Origin of the sequence: Halopseudomonas laoshanensis, assembly GCF_008365385.1 — a bacterium.
In the GTDB taxonomy this organism is placed as follows: domain Bacteria; phylum Pseudomonadota; class Gammaproteobacteria; order Pseudomonadales; family Pseudomonadaceae; genus Halopseudomonas; species Halopseudomonas laoshanensis.
In genome coordinates, this window is the sequence record NZ_QOVF01000007.1 from 31,003 (window position 1) to 44,264 (window position 13,262).

Sequence of the window (13,262 nt, forward strand, 5' to 3'; positions counted from 1 at the left end):
AGAAAGAATATGGCAGTAAATGTCATAGCATGGCAGAAGTTATCATGGCCGCAGTATAGGCGTTGGCGCATGCTGATCTGGCAAAAACCTATAACAAGAGGTAACCGCCATGCCCGAGTTTTTCTACACCACCGCGCGTAACAACCAAGCCCGGCCAACTCAGCACTTCCGTGTCACGCCGGTCGCCGGCTCGCTGGGCGCGGATATTCATGATATTGACCTGAATGACCTGTCCGACGCGGGCCAGGCCGATCTGCGTCAGGCGCTGATGGATCATCAGGTGCTGTTTATCCGCGATCAATCGCTGAGCGTGGAACAGCTAAAGGCTGTTTCCCTGCGCTTCGGCGAATTTGGCGTCGAGCCCTACGTCAAACCCATGGCCGACCATCCGCACGTGGTGCACGTAGTCAAGGAAGCCGGCGAAGGCACGCCTTTTGTGTTCGGTGGTGCCTGGCATTCCGACTGGACCTTCCAGGAACGTCCACCCGCATTCACCTTGCTCTATGGCCATGATGTGCCTGAGATTGGCGGCGACACCCTGTTCAACAACATGTACCTGGCCTGCGAATGGCTGTCACCGGCGCTGCGCAAAATGCTGCTTGGGCTGAACGGCGTCAACAGTCCGGAATTCGGCTATGGCCCGAATGCCAAGCACAACGCCGGCCTGGAGAGTATGCAGATCCTCTACGGGGAAAATGTCGACCATGATGTGCGCAGTCACCCACTGATCACCCGGCATCCTGAGACTGGTCGCAACGTACTCTTCGCCAACCCGGCCTATACCCTGGGTATCGAAGGCATGAAGGCCGAGGAAGCACGGCCGATACTCGACTACCTGTTCAGCATCGCCACCGCCCCGGCCTTCACCGTACGCATGCGCTGGACCCCCGGCACGCTGGCGATCTGGGATAACCGCTGTGTATGGCATCAGCCGGTATCCGATTATTTTGGTAACCGCCGGGAGATGTTCCGTACTACCGTAGTGGGCGACAAACCACAACGCGGGAGTGAGGAATGAAGGCAGATCTGTTCAACGCCAAGGGCGCGGCAGAGGTATTATTCACGGCGCGGCAGAATGCAGCGCCGTGCGATCCGGTGGCCGGTCCTTTCGGCATTGAGACACTGGAGCAGGCTTATGCAGTGCAAGCGGAACTGGTCAGCCAATGGGGCTATAACGACCAGACCCAGGCGGGCTATAAACTCGGCGTAACCGATACCCGCGTGCAGGAAGCCATGGCGCTGGATCATCCGCTCTTTGGCCACCTGCTGTCGGGCTGGGATTATCTGGACGGCGATACTATCCCCGCCTCGCGCCTGATTACCCCCAAGCTGGAAGGGGAAGTGGCATTCCTGTTCAGAGCCACGTTGGACGACCCGAAGCTAACCGAAGAAGCACTACTCGATGGCCTGAAAGGCGTATTACCCGCACTGGAGATTTGCGATTCGGCCTTTGCTGGCTGGCCAAAAAGCCTGTTTGACGCTGCGGCCGACAACCTTTCTTCCGGCCTTTACGTGCTGGGTAGCGAGCTGAAGGACCCGCGGGAGCTGGATCTGGCCAATCTGGAAATGAAGCTATACCGCAACAATGATCCGGTGGTGACCGGCCATTCTCGCCAGTGCATGGGCAATCCACTTACCGCCTGTTTGTGGCTGGTGCGCGAGCTGGCACGCAGAGGCACGCCGATTCGTGCTGGCGAGTTGATTCTGTCTGGCTCACTGGGGCCGATGGTCGAAACCAGCGCGGGTGACAAAATACGGCTGGAAATAGGCGCGCTGGGCAATCTGGAGTGTCGTTTCAGCTAAAGCTGAGCCGAATGGATGGATGCCGGCGTTGAAAACAAGTGGAGGGAATAAAACAGGACAGGCAGATAAAAGAAAACCCCGCCTAGGCGGGGCTTTGCAGAACTTTGTTCCTGATCATCCTTAAATCGTGGTGCCTCCAGGCACTGTCCCTGCTCCGTGTTATTTTTTGGCGCTTCCTGCGTTGCTCCTAGCGAACACAATGTTACGCAAAACAGCAGGTTGCGCCCATAGCTGATTGCCACCAGGGCATGTAAGCCATAACTTACAATTTGATACATTCAAGCTAATCACCCGGGCTTGCGCCCGGGAAATCCGGATCAGAACTGCGCCGCGTCCAGCTCATACAGTGATTCACTACCAGCCCGCACGGACTCGCTCAGCGAATGAATCCGTGGCAGCAGACGTTTGACGAAGAACCGCCCAGTGCCGATCTTGGCCAGGTAGAAACCGTCGCTGTCGTCGTTCAGACGTGCATTGGCGGCTTTGGCCATCTTTGCCCACATGTAGGCGTAGGCGGTATAACCGAACACATGCAGATATTCGACCGAGGCGGCGCCAATTTCATTCGCGTTGGTCTTGCTGCGGTCAATCACCACGCCCGTCAGCTGTTCCAGATTATCAATAGCCTTGGCCAATGGCTCCACGAACTCGGCAAGCGCCTGATCTGAATTCTCGCTGATAAAGTCGCGCACTTCCTGGATAAACACATTCACAAAGGCGCCGTTGTTAGCCACGGTCTTGCGCCCCATCAGATCCAGCGCCTGAATACCGTTGGTACCCTCGTAGATCTGCGCAATGCGTACGTCACGTACCAACTGCTCCTGACCCCACTCGCGCACATAGCCGTGGCCACCAAACACCTGCTGGCCGTGCACGCAGTTTTCCAGACCTACATCGGTAAAGAACGCCTTGGCTACCGGCGTCAGCAGCGCAACCAGGTCTTCACCCTTCTTCTTGATCTCGGCATCATCAGCATACTTGCTGATATCCAGCTGCGAGCCTACATAGGTAGAAAACGCGCGACTGCCTTCGGTCATCGCCTTGATCGTCAGCAGCATGCGACGTACATCCGGGTGCACGATGATCGGGTCAGCTGCTTTCTCTGGCTGCTGAGCACCGGTCGGCGCGCGGCTCTGAATACGATCACGGGCATAGGCCACGGCGCTCTGGTAGGAAGCCTCGGAGCAACCAATGCCCTGAATGCCGATTGACAGACGCTCATAGTTCATCATGGTGAACATGGCATTCAGGCCCTTGTTCACTTCACCGATCAGATAACCCTGGGCGCCATCAAAGTTCATCACGCAGGTAGCAGAGGCCTTGATGCCCATCTTGTGCTCGATCGAACCGCAGCTGACCGGATTGCGCTCGCCCAGACTGCCGTCTGCATTAACCAGAAACTTGGGTACCAAAAACAGCGAAATACCCTTGGGACCGGCCGGTGCGTCAGGCAGCTTGGCCAGTACCAGGTGAATGATGTTATCGGTCAGATCATGCTCGCCGCCGGTGATGAAGATCTTGGTACCGGTCACTGCGTAGCTACCATCCGCCTGCGGCACTGCCTTGGTACGGATGATGCCCAGATCGGTGCCGCAGTGGGGCTCAGTCAGACACATGGTGCCCGCCCAGGTACCCGCGTACAGATTTGGCAAATAAGCCTGCTTGAGCTCTTCACTACCATGGGCGTCAAGCGCCAGACAGCAGCCAGCCGTCAAAGCAGGATAAAGCGCAAAACTGTTGTTCGCGCCGTAGACCATTTCCTCGACCTGCACGCCGAGGGTCTTGGGCATCCCCAAACCACCAAACTCAGGATTGCCGCCCAGACCTACCCAGCCGCCCTCGGCGTAGGTGCTGTAAGCCTGCTTGAAACCAGCGGGAGTGGTGACCACGCCGTTATCCCACTTGGCACCCTCTTCATCACCGCTGCGGTTCAACGGCGCAATGGTCTGCGAGGTGATCTTGCCAGCTTCTTCCAGCATCGCGTCTGCGGTTTCCGCATCTATCGCGCCGTCCAGCCCTGGCAGACTCTGCCACAACTTGTCGGCTTCAAATACTTCATTCAATACGAAACGAATATCACGCAGGGGTGCTTTGTAGTCAGCCATGGAAACTCCTCTTGCCGTCATTGCGCCCGGGACAGTCCGGAACATGAGACGATTGTAACGCCGCAACGATTTTGGTTACAGCGTCTTTAAATGACTACTTTGTAAAATCCGGTCACAGCAGAAAACCTCCGCGCTGGGATTCTCCCGCCAATTCGCCCACGCACCGAGAAAGACTTTTAGCTGCCCGCACGAAGACCGGCTGCCGCAGCACCAACTGGTCTGCAGATGACCGTCAGAGCACAGGGATGTGCGATGACGAGCCCCAGGGAAGGCCCCGGAGCGTGTCATCTGCAGGCCAGTTGGTGCTGCGGCAATCACTCCCAGCCATTGCCAGACATCAAAAACAACAAAGCCCCGAACCAGTCGGGGCTTTGTTTATAGCTTGCAGCTTATAACGAGAACTTAGAACTGCTCAGCCGTCATCTGCATCAATGAATCAGCACCAGCTTCCAGTGCTTCGACGTGTGCGCGGGCACGCGGCAATAAACGCTTGAAGTAGAACTCCTGAGTCGCCAACTTGGCCTTGTAGAAGTCCTCCTCAGAGGTTCCTGCATCCAATGTTGCCTGAGCAGCGACCGCCATCTTCAGCCAGAAGAACGCCAGCGTCACATAGCCTGAGTACATCAGGAAGTCCATGGCCGCCGCGCCGACTTCTTCGCGGTTCTGCATCGAGCGCATGGCGATTTTCTGCGTCAGCTCGCCCCACTCGGCATTCAGCTTGTTCAGCTTGGTAACGTACTCACCCAGTGTGGCATGGCCCTCGTTGGCCTGGCAGAACTGATGCACTTCCTTGGTGAAGGCGCGCTGCATCTTGCCCTGGCTCATCAGCACCTTGCGTCCGAGCAAATCCAGCGCCTGAATGCCGTTGGTGCCTTCATACAGCAAGCTGATACGGCAGTCGCGCATCTGCTGCTCCTGGCCCCATTCACGGATGTAACCATGGCCGCCGAAAATTTGCATACCGTGGTTGGTCACTTCCAGGCCGGTCTCGGTCATGAAGGCTTTGCAGATCGGCGTCAAGAACGCCAACTGATCCTCGGCATTGGCACGTACCGACTCGTCTTTGGAATAGTGTGCCTTGTCCAGCAACTGCGCGGTGTAATACGCCAGCGCACGGTTGCCTTCATTGAAACCCTTCATGGTCAGCAACATCCGACGCACGTCAGGATGCACGATAATCGGATCAGCAGGCTTGTCCGGCGCCGCCGGACCCGACAATGCACGCATCTGCAGACGGTCTTTGGCGTAGGCGATGGCGGTCTGGTAGGAAGCCTCACCGTGACACAAACCCTGCATACCGGTACCCAGGCGAGCATGGTTCATCATGGTGAACATGCAATTCAAACCCTTGTTGATCTCACCGATCAGGAAGCCCGTGGCACCGTCAAAGTTGAGCACACAGGTGGCGGACGCCTTGATGCCCATCTTGTGCTCCAGGGAGCCGCACTTCACACCATTGCGCTCACCGACCTCGCCATTGGCGTCGGGCAGAAACTTCGGCACGATAAACAGCGAGATGCCCTTGGTGCCGGCCGGGGCGTCAGGCAGCTTGGCCAACACCAGGTGCACGATGTTTTCGGCAAAATCATGCTCGCCACAAGAGATAAAGATCTTGGTGCCGGTGATTTCGTAGGTGCCGTCCTCGCGGGGTACCGCGCGCGTTTTGGTCAGACCCAGGTCGGTACCGCAATGCGGTTCGGTCAGGCACATGGAACCAGTCCAGGTGCCGGGCACCAGCTTATTCAGATACAGCTTTTTCTGCTCCGGACTACCGTGCGCACGAATGGCCGCCGAACAGCCCTGGCTCAAACCCGGATACATGCTCCAGGCATAGTTTGCCGATGCAGTCATTTCCGCCACCACCAGACCCAGCGACGCGGGCAGACCCTGCCCACCGTATTCAACCGGACCGGTCATCGAGCCCCAGCCATTGTCTACATACTGTTGATAGGCTTCTTTGAAACCCTTGGGCGTGGTAACGACGCCATCATCGATATGACAGCCTTCCTCATCACCGCTACGGTTCAACGGCGCCAGTACTTCACCTGCGAACTTGGCACTTTCTTCCAGAATCGCGCTGACCATATCCGGCGTGGCGTCGGTGAGACCATGAGTTTCATAACCCGTGGCGAAATCAAACACTTCGTCCATGACGAAGCGCATGTCACGGAGGGGGGCTTTGTAAGTCGGCATGCTATTTGTCTCCAGAGATCGGCCGGACCATACCGGCCGATGCGAATTCATACAGTTGTTTGAACATACGGCCAGGCTGCCAGCAGGGTCAAGCTATTGGCCTGCGCATTACATTGATTGATACAAAGTCATAAGGTAACTGGCAGCCCCTCCGCTGCCTGGTTGTATCGGGTTCAAGACAGTTATAAACCGATACTGAACTGCATCCTGAACGCCGTCCGCAAAATCACTGTTAGCAACCGACTCTTGCCTGATTAGGGGCAGCGCTGCGAAGCCCAGGCTGCGGCGCTGAAGCTCCATTATCCATTCAATCTCTTATTCCATAAACGAATATGAAAATCAGTTTTCGTGCTTGGACAGCCTTAACAATCCCTTTTATTGTGGCGGCCTGATGGGTTCCGGTACGCGGACCCGATACCTCATACGAGATTCAGGTTACCGATGAACTGGGATTCCCTGCCAATGATTGGCGTCGCCGCCCTGCTGTGCTGGGTGTTCTATGCCTTTGCCCGCGAAAAGTTCAGCCCGGACATAGTGGTCGGCATAGCTGTAGCGGTGCTTCTGGTTAGTAGCCTGCTGACCCCTGGGGACGTGCTCAGCGTTCTGTCCAACAGTGCTCCGATTACCATTGCCTGCATGTTCATTCTGTCCGCCGCGCTGGAACGCACCGGCTGTGTGGATGCGCTGGGCAAATGGCTGGCAAAGCTCGGCGGCGGCAGCCCATTACGCACGCTGTTCAGCCTCATGATCACGGCTCTGGTGCTCTCGACCTTTATCAATAACACCCCGGTGGTCGCTATCCTCACGCCAGTCGCCGTTACGCTGGCTGCCCAGGTTGGCAGCAAAGCGTCGAAGCTACTCATTCCGCTGTCCTACGCCACTATTCTGGGCGGCACCATGACCATGATCGGCACTTCGACCAACATCCTGGTCGACGGTGTGGCGAGGGAGGCCGGCATGGAGCCCTTCGGCATGTTCGACATCTTCCTGCCGGGGCTGATCATGGCGGTCATTGGCGTGGGTTTTATTATGCTGGTTGGCCACCGGCTGCTGCCGGACCGGGAAAGCCTGTCGAAGCAGTTGCGTCCGGACCAAAGCCGGCCGTTTATGACCGAACTGCTGGTGCCACATGACTCGCCGATCATCAATCAGACGATTGCCGACGCCAAACTCAACGGCAACAGCGGCATTCAGGTACTGAAGATCTTCCGCGGCGATGAAGAGCTCTCAACGCCGTTGAACAGCACTCTTCTCAACGCCGGCGACCGCTTGGTACTGCATACCAATATGAAGGATTTTATGGAGCTGCGGCAGAACGGTCTGCTGACCTTCAACCGCGACCAGGCCGCCAACTTTGAGACCATATCCACCCGCGACGTCGTGCTGGCCGAGGCGATTGTCGGGCGCAACTCACGTTACAGCCATCGCCCCATGCGCGACCTTAACCTCACCGCGCGCTATGGCATGCACGTGCTGGCCATCCATCGCCATAACGAAAACATTCAGGACAACCTGGACGACTTCCAGTTGCAGTTCGGCGATGTGATGCTGGTTGAGGGCTCGCCAACACAGATTCGCAAATTTGCTGACAACGGCGATCTGATCAGCCTGAACACTGTGCACGAACGCGCCTATCGGCGTGACAAGGCGCCAATCGCGATCGCGGCTGTGCTGGCGGTGATGCTGCTGGCTGCTTTCAAGATCATGCCCATTGAAGGCCTGGCCATGATCGCCACTGCCATTGTGCTGGCGACCGACTGTCTGGACACGGAAGACGCTTACAAGGCGATTGACTGGCGAATTCTGACGATCATTTTCGGCATGCTGGCGATCAGTATCGCCATGAACAAAGTCGGGCTGGTGGACACGGTAGTAGACCAGGTCATGAGCCTGTCGCCGCTATTGGGACCACTGTTCATGCTCTCGTTTATCTACCTGCTGACGTCGATTCTGACCGAGGTAGTCAGCAACAATGCGGTCGCAGTATTGCTGACACCCATCGCGATTGGCGTGGCGCAGCAGCTCGGAGCCGACCCGCGGCCCTTCGTGATCGCGGTGATGTTCGCCGCCAGCGCCAGCTTTGCCACCCCCATTGGCTATCAGACCAACACCTTCGTCTACAGCGCCGGGGGCTATAAATTCACCGACTTCATGCGCATAGGGGTGCCCATGAACCTGATCATGTGGGCTACCGCTACTCTAGTCATCCCCTGGATATGGCCGCTATTCCCGGCTTGAGTCCTCAGCCGGCTCCACGGTGCAAAGGAGAGGTGTAAACCGGAGGCCGTCACCAGCCCGCCCTCAACAGTTGGCCATTGGCAGGTGAGGAAGGTCGTTGGTCGGATTCATAATCCGCGAATAGATATTGAACATATCTGCGCTATGCTGAGTGCTGTCAACGGCATAGGACATGGTTTGATAGATCGGCACCGCCACTGCTCTGGTGGTAGGGTCCAGGGAATGACCGGCGTGTATTGCGAGGGTTTCGAGCTTCATGCTCTCTCATGAGGTTCACCCCACGCATGCCCATCCCGGCGTTCGCAGTTCAAGATGCGCGATGGGTTAGATCAACCGGCTTTGCTCTAGGTCAAATATCTAGCTCGCTAGTGCGGGGACACGGCGATGCGCATCCGCTCCAAGGAGCTAACGCCATGTCCCCCATCATTGTCGCTACCGATCTCAACCCTGAGTCTGACCTCGCCCTCAGCCGTGCCAGCGCCATCGCACGTGAGCTGGACGCGCCGCTCATCGTAATGCATACCGTTGATGATCAGCTGCCGCTATTGGCAAGGGACAACGTATGCAAGGAAACCAGGCGGTTGCTGGAGGATCAGCTCAGCCGCTGTGTGCCAGACAGTAGCGTGCATACACAACTGATCGTGAGCCCAGGCCGGGTGGCGGAAAGCACACTCCGCTTGGTCAGCGAGGAACGTGCCCAGCTTCTGGTATTGGGCAAGCATCATCAGCGCAGTCCGGAGCGGGTTGTTTACACGACGGCAGAGCGTGTCAGTCGGCTCTCCTGTGCGCCGGTACTGACGGTGGCGACGGCTGGTGGCAAGTATCAAAGTGCGCTGTTGGCACTGGATTTTTCCGCCTGTGCCAGCGAAGCGTTGCGCTGCGCAGCGCGCCTGCTTGATGGCGGCAGGCTACACGCCTTGCATGTGTGCAATCCGCCGCTAGCTAAGCGTCTAGCCGGGCCTGCCGTGCAACGGGCGTATATCGATGAACAGAGTGAGATGCTGGATTATCTGCTGAAGGACGAATTGGAAACTCTGAAGCTGATCGGAACAACCGCACCGCAGATCGAACTACAAATCACCTGCGGCGAGATGCGGGAACAGTTTGACCAGGCGATCGCCCAATTTTCCCCCGGCTTTGTCGCCCTGGGCAGCCATAGCCGCGATGGCTTGACCCACGCGCTACGCGGCAGTCTGGCCCAAGCTTTGCTTCGCGATTCGCCGTGCGATGTGTTGATCGCGCACTAGGCCAATCTATCTGTTTTCGATATGGTCGTGCAGAGCGATAAACTGCTGGGTCAGTTTATGCCGGCCATCGAGGAAGATCAGCGGTGTATTCACCTGGTGTGACTCACGCATGCGTACCGAGCTGGACAGATACGCGGGCAACACCGGCAACCCCTCTGCCACCAGTTCATCCAGCATCTGTTGCGGCAGGCTGGCGCGGGACTGGAACTGGTTGACGACGATGCCCTCCACCTCCAGATCCTCGTTGTGCTCCTCGCGAATATCTTCCAGCTCCTTGAGCAAGCCGTACAAGGCCTGGCGCGAGAAGCTGTCACAGTCAAAGGGGATCAGGCAGCGGTCGGCAGCAATGAGCGCAGAGATGGTGTAGAAATTGAAGCTGGGAGCGGTGTCGATATAGATACGCTCGTAGTTGCCATCCAGGTCTTTCAGCAGCTTGCGCAGCTTCTGGATCTTGTAGCGCGACTCAAGCTTGTGCTGCAGCTCCGCGAGTTCTGGAGCGGCCGGCATGACCCAGAGATTTTCAAAGGGCGTTTCAGTGACGAACTGCTCAGCCTTCTTGTTGAACAGGCTGGTGGAAAGCGTCTGGGCGAAAAAGTCGGCAATGGTCAGGTCGACATCCTGCAAGCCATCACCCAGCAGGTAGTGACTGGAGTTGGCCTGCGGATCCAGATCAACCACCAGGGTCTTGTAGCCCGCTGCGGCACTGACGGCGGCCAAGTTGCAGGCGATGCTGGATTTACCCACACCACCCTTCTGATTGAAGATCACCCGACGCATGACACCCCTCCCCCGAATCTGTCCGAAACCAACTCAGACTACGATAGCAGAGGGATCATGATAGATCGCAGACATTTCATGTACTGCTTCGATAAAGGCGCCGGCATGCGCTGGATCGACCTCCGGGGTAATGCCATGGCCCAGATTGAAAACGTGGCCGTTGCCCTTGCCGTAGCTCTTGAGAATACGCGCGACTTCTTCGCGAATCGCAGCGGGTTTGGCGTAGAGCACGGTGGGGTCCATATTGCCTTGCAAAGCGACCTTGGAGCCTACGCGCGATCGCGCCACACCCATATCCATGGTCCAGTCCAGACCCAATGCATCTGCACCGGCGTCGGCAATACTCTCCAACCATAGCCCACCGTTCTTGGTGAACAGAATGACCGGCACGCGACGACCCTGATGCTCGCGGATCAGCCCCGACACGATCTTGCGCATATAGGCCAGGGAAAACTTCTGGTAGGCATCGGAAGACAGATTGCCGCCCCAGGTATCAAAAATCTGTACCGCCTGAGCACCTGCCAGAATCTGGCCGTTCAGATAGGAGGTTACCGACTCAGCCAGTTTATCGAGCAGCATATGCATGGCTTCAGGCTGGTCATAGAGCATGGCCTTGGTCTTGCGGAAGTCCTTGGAAGAACTGCCTTCAACCATATAGGTCGCCAGCGTCCAGGGGCTGCCGGAGAAACCGATCAGTGGCACCCGACCATTCAGCTCGCTGCGGATAGTCCGCACGGCGTTCATCACATAACCCAGATCCTGCTCCGGATCGGGCACCTTGAGCGCTTCTATATCAGCGGCGGTATCGATACGCTTGCGAAAGCGCGGGCCTTCACCGGTTTCAAAATACAGACCCAGGCCCATCGCATCCGGGATAGTCAGAATGTCGGAAAACAGAATCGCCGCGTCCAGCGGGTAACGCTCCAGCGGCTGCAGCGTCACTTCACAGGCCATCTCTGGGTTGGTACACAGCCCCATGAAATCGCCAGCCCTGCTACGTGCTTCGCGGTACTCAGGCAGATAGCGCCCGGCCTGGCGCATCATCCACACCGGGGTAACGTCCACAGGTTGGCGCATAAGGGCACGGAGAAAGCGATCGTTCTTCAATTCGGACATGGAGTAGGTATCCAGTTGCGGGATCAGCGGGCATTGTACCGGGAAAAGCACGGAAGATCAGGCTGGTAACGTCTGTTAACGACTCGGTCGATCAGTGGCTGCGGGGCAAGGCCCTGACGGGACCGTCGGCGCACAGGGACGTGCGCCGACGAGCCCTAGGGATGGCTCGTAGCGTGTCCCGTCAGGGCCTTACCCCGCAGCCAACCCAACCAGGAGCCAGAAACACAAAAGGGCGCCCGAAGGCGCCCTCTTTTTACATTCTGAAACGGCTTAAAGCTCCAGATACTCGATAATACCTTCCGCAGCCTGACGACCTTCCCAGATCGCCGTCACCACCAGATCCGAGCCACGTACCATGTCACCGCCGGCAAAGATCTTCGGGTTGCTGGTCTGGAAGCGATAGCGCGCCTGCTCTGCAGCCACTACGCGGCCCTGGCTATCGATATCCACTTTGCTGCCTTCAAACCAGTCAGCCGGGCTGGGACGGAAACCGAAGGCAATGATGACCGCGTCAGCGGACAGCACTTCTTCAGAACCGGGAATCGGCTCCGGGCTACGGCGACCACGGGCATCCGGCTCACCCAGGCGTGTTTCAACCACCTTGACGCCCTCAACCCGATCTTCACCGACGATGGCGATAGGCTGGCGATTGAACAGAAACTTCACGCCCTCATCCTTGGCGTTTTTCACTTCCTTGCGCGAGCCCGGCATATTTTCTTCATCGCGACGGTAAGCGCAATGTACCGACTTGGCGCCCTGACGAATCGAAGTGCGGTTGCAGTCCATCGCGGTATCACCACCACCCAGCACCACCACTCGCTTGCCCTTCAGATCGATAAAGTCATCGGCCGATTTCTCGAAACCCAGGTTGCGATTCACGTTAGCCACCAGGAAATCCAGCGCGTCGTAAACGCCCGGCAGATCTTCGCCGGGGAAGCCGCCCTTCATGTAGGTATAGGTGCCCATGCCCATAAACACCGCATCATAATCGGCCATGAGTTCGTCAATGCTGACGTCCTTGCCGATCTCGGTATTCAGACGAAACTCGATACCCATGCCTTCAAAGATCTCCCGACGACGGGACATTACCAGCTTTTCCAGCTTGAATTCGGGAATACCGAAAGTCAGCAGGCCACCAATCTCCGGGTAGCGATCAAACACCACCGGCTTCACCCCAGCACGGGCCAGCACGTCAGCACAGCCAAGACCGGCCGGGCCAGCACCGATGATCGCGACCTTCTTGCCGGTCTGGACCACATGGGACAGATCCGGGCGCCAGCCCATGGCGAACGCTGTATCGGTGATGTACTTCTCCACCGAGCCGATAGTCACAGCGCCAAAGCCATCGTTCAGCGTACAGGCGCCTTCACACAGGCGATCCTGCGGGCATACGCGGCCACAGACCTCCGGCAATGTGTTGGTCTGGTGCGCCAGTTCCGCGGCCTCAAGGATGTTGCCCTCGGACACCAGCTTCAACCAGTTGGGAATGTAGTTGTGCACCGGGCACTTCCACTCGCAATACGGGTTACCGCACTCGAGGCAACGGTGAGCCTGATCGGCTGCCGCCTCCGGCTTGAACTGCTCATGAATTTCAACGAACTGGGTTTTACGCTGGCGCAGCGGACGCTTCAGCGGATCCTTGCGGCCCACATCGATAAACTGGAAGTCGTTACTTAAACGGTCAGCCATATTCAAACCTCTAAACAGCAGCGGCGAGCTTCAAGCTGCGACTGCAGGACTCATCAGGGCAAGGCAGCAGACCTGTCGAGCAGGTCTGCCATCG

Annotated in this window: 9 protein-coding genes and 1 pseudogene; 4 read left to right on the top strand and 6 right to left on the bottom strand. The window is 57.5% G+C overall.

Annotated elements, in window-relative coordinates:
• Positions 1-109 precede the first annotated feature (109 nt).
• Both DT594_RS16350 and DT594_RS16355 read left to right on the top strand, forming a co-directional pair.
• Entirely contained in the window at positions 110-1,018 is a 909-nt protein-coding gene (locus DT594_RS16350) for a TauD/TfdA dioxygenase family protein (RefSeq protein ID WP_149333904.1), read from the top strand.
• Entirely contained in the window at positions 1,015-1,803 is a 789-nt protein-coding gene (locus tag DT594_RS16355) for a 2-keto-4-pentenoate hydratase (protein WP_149333906.1), read from the top strand. The genes DT594_RS16350 and DT594_RS16355 overlap by 4 nt, the downstream gene beginning before the upstream one ends.
• A gap of 317 nt (positions 1,804-2,120) precedes the next feature.
• On the opposite strand, the gene DT594_RS16360 is transcribed toward DT594_RS16355, so the two are convergent.
• A complete protein-coding gene (locus DT594_RS16360; protein WP_149333908.1) occupies positions 2,121-3,908 on the bottom strand; it encodes an acyl-CoA dehydrogenase C-terminal domain-containing protein in 1,788 nt (595 codons plus the stop codon).
• Positions 3,909-4,310: 402 nt separating this feature from the next.
• On the bottom strand, positions 4,311-6,101 hold the full coding sequence (locus DT594_RS16365; RefSeq protein WP_149333909.1) for an acyl-CoA dehydrogenase C-terminal domain-containing protein: 1,791 nt from the start codon (positions 6,099-6,101) through the stop codon (positions 4,311-4,313).
• 441 nt (positions 6,102-6,542) lie between these two features.
• Between DT594_RS16365 and DT594_RS16370 the strand changes: the two genes are divergently transcribed.
• Positions 6,543-8,339 (top strand): SLC13 family permease, encoded by a 1,797-nt coding sequence (locus tag DT594_RS16370; RefSeq protein ID WP_149333911.1) that lies wholly within the window; start codon positions 6,543-6,545, stop codon positions 8,337-8,339.
• Between the two features lie 90 nt (positions 8,340-8,429).
• Here the strand turns inward: DT594_RS16370 and DT594_RS16375 are convergent.
• Positions 8,430-8,597: pseudogene (locus DT594_RS16375) on the bottom strand (PLP-dependent transferase); the annotation flags it as partial.
• 155 nt (positions 8,598-8,752) lie between these two features.
• Between DT594_RS16375 and DT594_RS16380 the strand changes: the two are divergent.
• Entirely contained in the window at positions 8,753-9,586 is an 834-nt protein-coding gene (locus DT594_RS16380; RefSeq protein ID WP_178091555.1) for a universal stress protein, read from the top strand.
• A gap of 6 nt (positions 9,587-9,592) precedes the next feature.
• On the opposite strand, the gene DT594_RS16385 is transcribed toward DT594_RS16380, so the two are convergent.
• The 3 genes from DT594_RS16385 to DT594_RS16395 form a co-directional block, all read right to left on the bottom strand.
• Positions 9,593-10,363: a ParA family protein gene (locus DT594_RS16385; RefSeq protein ID WP_149333915.1), complete on the bottom strand. Its 771-nt coding sequence runs from the start codon at positions 10,361-10,363 to the stop codon at positions 9,593-9,595.
• Positions 10,364-10,396: 33 nt separating this feature from the next.
• On the bottom strand, positions 10,397-11,479 hold the full coding sequence (gene hemE, locus DT594_RS16390) for a uroporphyrinogen decarboxylase (protein ID WP_149333917.1): 1,083 nt from the start codon (positions 11,477-11,479) through the stop codon (positions 10,397-10,399).
• A 270-nt stretch (positions 11,480-11,749) separates the two neighbouring features.
• Positions 11,750-13,168, bottom strand: coding sequence for an FAD-dependent oxidoreductase (locus tag DT594_RS16395; RefSeq protein ID WP_149333919.1), 1,419 nt, complete (start codon positions 13,166-13,168; stop codon positions 11,750-11,752).
• Positions 13,169-13,262 lie beyond the last annotated feature (94 nt).

Excerpts from the sequence above, each read along its gene's own strand:
- DT594_RS16360 (WP_149333908.1), bottom strand. The coding sequence starts at position 3,908 with ATGGCTGACTACAAAGCACCCCTGCGTGATATTCGTTTCGTATTGAAT.
- DT594_RS16385 (WP_149333915.1), bottom strand. The coding sequence starts at position 10,363 with ATGCGTCGGGTGATCTTCAATCAGAAGGGTGGTGTGGGTAAATCCAGC.
- DT594_RS16380 (WP_178091555.1), top strand. The coding sequence starts at position 8,753 with ATGTCCCCCATCATTGTCGCTACCGATCTCAACCCTGAGTCTGACCTC.
- DT594_RS16350 (WP_149333904.1), top strand. The coding sequence starts at position 110 with ATGCCCGAGTTTTTCTACACCACCGCGCGTAACAACCAAGCCCGGCCA.
- hemE (WP_149333917.1), bottom strand. The coding sequence starts at position 11,479 with ATGTCCGAATTGAAGAACGATCGCTTTCTCCGTGCCCTTATGCGCCAA.
- DT594_RS16370 (WP_149333911.1), top strand. The coding sequence starts at position 6,543 with ATGAACTGGGATTCCCTGCCAATGATTGGCGTCGCCGCCCTGCTGTGC.
- DT594_RS16355 (WP_149333906.1), top strand. The coding sequence starts at position 1,015 with ATGAAGGCAGATCTGTTCAACGCCAAGGGCGCGGCAGAGGTATTATTC.
- DT594_RS16395 (WP_149333919.1), bottom strand. The coding sequence starts at position 13,168 with ATGGCTGACCGTTTAAGTAACGACTTCCAGTTTATCGATGTGGGCCGC.
- DT594_RS16365 (WP_149333909.1), bottom strand. The coding sequence starts at position 6,101 with ATGCCGACTTACAAAGCCCCCCTCCGTGACATGCGCTTCGTCATGGAC.